Annotated in this window: 2 protein-coding genes; both read right to left on the minus strand. The window is 58.6% G+C overall.

What is annotated here, in order from left to right; genetic code table 11:
* Window positions 1-1,553: T6SS phospholipase effector Tle1-like catalytic domain-containing protein (locus ACQKPZ_RS28095; RefSeq protein ID WP_427544532.1), on the minus strand; the 1,553-nt coding region annotated here is incomplete at its 3' end.
* The gene (locus ACQKPZ_RS28100) at window positions 1,541-1,996 is read right to left on the minus strand and encodes a DUF3304 domain-containing protein (RefSeq protein ID WP_427544535.1); all 456 of its coding nucleotides are present in this window, start codon (window positions 1,994-1,996) and stop codon (window positions 1,541-1,543) included. The genes ACQKPZ_RS28095 and ACQKPZ_RS28100, both read right to left, overlap by 13 nt.
* Between the last annotated feature and the right edge of the window lie 656 nt (window positions 1,997-2,652).

Raw genomic sequence — 2,652 nt, forward strand, 5'->3', positions numbered from 1 at the left:
GCGTGTTCATCCGTGGCGGCGTGATAGAAAGCCGTATTTTCCAGGCTGCCAAAGGCGTAGCGATCAATGCGCCAGGCGGTGAGCCAGTCCATTTGGATTCGAAGAGCATCTTCCAGCGTTAGATCTCCGCGATGAGGAAGGTAACGTTCGGCCTTTGCTGAAGCTTGCAGTTTTGAATGAGCTGAAAAGCACAGAGTTGAATCCCGCCATCCATTAAACCTGTTGACCAACACCGGAGATACGTCAAAGGATAAAAGAAGGCTGCCTTCCATCGCTCGCCATAGTTCATGCCGCATATTGGCAGGAAGGGACTCCTTGGGCGCCTTGAGTGGTGCTCCGTACTTGAAGGCGTCATCAAAGAGATCGTGTAAAGCGATTTGTGACAGAAGCAAATCGTCCTTGTGCCCATGCGCCTTCCCTTGATCCCCCGGCGGATAGCCTCCCCCTTGATCACTGTGCACGCCCGGATAAATCACCTCGACGCTGTTATCCGGATACGTCCCGTCCTCTCGCCGGATTGATTCCAGCGGAAAGCTCAAGCGTTGCTCATGGCTGGCAACGATATGCAAGCAGCGCTTGACCAACTCCCCTTTGGGCAACCCCTGACTGCCATCGCCCCAGCCCATATGCCCATTCGCGCCCGGTGCAATATCGGCCAACCCCACCGAAACCACCGTATCCAGCAGGCCCAGATACTCAACGCTGACCGGCAACTTCAAGTTGCTGATCTGCAGTGTCGGCGTCGGCTCTTTCGGCACCAGCAACTGGTTGAACCAGTTGACGAACGCCCGCGCCGCCGCCGCGCCTCGGGAAAACCCATACACATACAACTTCACGCCCACCAGGGTCGGTTGACTGGGTGGCAACGCGCTCAGAGCCCAGCGCAATGGCTCCTGCAAGGCCTTGAGTTCGCGGCGGAACACTCTGCCCCGGTTGGCCCGGCCCGTGATCCATTCGGTGCCCCGCCAGGTGCCCATTTCTTCGACCGCCGCCATGAGGGTGGCATTGTCCCGCCGCGGCAGGCCGATCGCACGGCGCAATGCATCAATCACCATCAACAGGCCCCAGTTGATCCGCTCCTCGCCACGCCGGGCGAAGGCCAGACCATCGCTGGTGTAATCCAGATCGCCCACTTCCGGAAACGGTGTGCCTACACCCGGCATGTAGTGCTTGAAGTACTGGCCGTAGCCACTGCCCGCCTCATCAGTCAACCAACGCGCCTTGCCATTGTGCAATGTGCCACCGGCATGACCAGCGCCGATGGTCGCGCGGAACAGGCGGGCGATGTTGGTGGGGTGCGGTACGGCCGATTCATACAGGTCATTGTTCAGGTTGTTGCCCGTGCCATCGAAGAACAGGCTGACGTGCAGGGTTTTGCAACACGGAGGCATCACGCGAATCCCGGACGCTACGCACAAAGCGTCGTGGTAATCATGCTCCATGCTGCACTGGCGCCGCAGATTCTGGTGAAACTCAAAAGCCTGCTGTGGCAAACGGCCTTGCAGTGGGAACTCGGGCGGTAGCCAGACGGAGGCTTTGTTCACTTTGGACATGACTGAGGCTCCGGCAGGTGCAGAGGGGTTTTGATCGGGTATTCGGGGCTGCCGTACGCATAACAGGATGTAGTGACTTGAATGTCATCGCAGGGCAGGAAGTGGACGGTGATGCCGCAGATCTCCTGGCCGCTGTAATCAGGTAAAGGAACAATTTTGCTGTGTTTCCGAGTCTGCGCTTCGAACTTCTCGACCCACGCCAAGAATTTCGGTCGATCCGCGAAACCCGGAAAACCGTCGGGATAGGCTTCTCCTGTCTCCCAGTCAACTCGTACGCTCAATCCAGGCACCCAACGTTCTGGAGCGATGTAGCAACACCCACCACCGCCACCTTGATGCGGCCCGATGATGTCTATCCCGGAACGTCCATCCACACTGAAATGGTTGATCGCCCAATGGGTATGGTTCACCGCCTCAATCGTACTGCCGTGTGCTTCACCCATCGGTATCAAGGTGGCCGTGCCCAGAACCGCCAGTGCGATGCCCCGACAATGCCGGCTACTGGCATGGAAATGACTCCAGCCCCGCCGTGGGGGGGCGCACTGAGGCGCTGCAACGTTATGTAAGAGATCCATGCCAAGCTCCTTGCCGATTCATGGCCCTGGCTTGTGTGGCTAAACCACACCCCAGGAGGACTACCAAAGGCAATGAACTTGGCGCAGCAGCCATGCATCATCAAGCGCAAATCGGCAAAGCAGGTCATTTTCGGAAATGCCCTACAAGCTGGAGCTGTCCAGGCGCTTGTGCGAGTGATCGGGAGGCTGTTTTGGTTTCTGGTGCGTACAGCCACCCGGCTTGTGACGGTGCGGGGGGCAGCAGTCGCAGGACGTTGAACAGGTGTTGGGTTCAGGAGGAAGAGCCGGCCATTTCCTGTGGGTGGATTGTATGTCCTGAGAGCGCCGCCGCCATTGTGGGAGCGGGCGTGCCCGCGAAGAATCCACTGCGGTGGCTGGCACGAGTCTGGAATGGTGGGTTAACAAGGTGATCGTAGACTCGAAGCCGAGCGGTGGCAGCTTGCATTCGATCGACTCCGGTCGCGTGGCTCGCTACTTCAGCCCGGACATGACTGAGGTTCCGGCAAGTGCAGCGGCAGTTTGAT

Source organism: Pseudomonas sp. NPDC089547, from assembly GCF_050280665.1.
In the GTDB taxonomy this organism is placed as follows: domain Bacteria; phylum Pseudomonadota; class Gammaproteobacteria; order Pseudomonadales; family Pseudomonadaceae; genus Aquipseudomonas.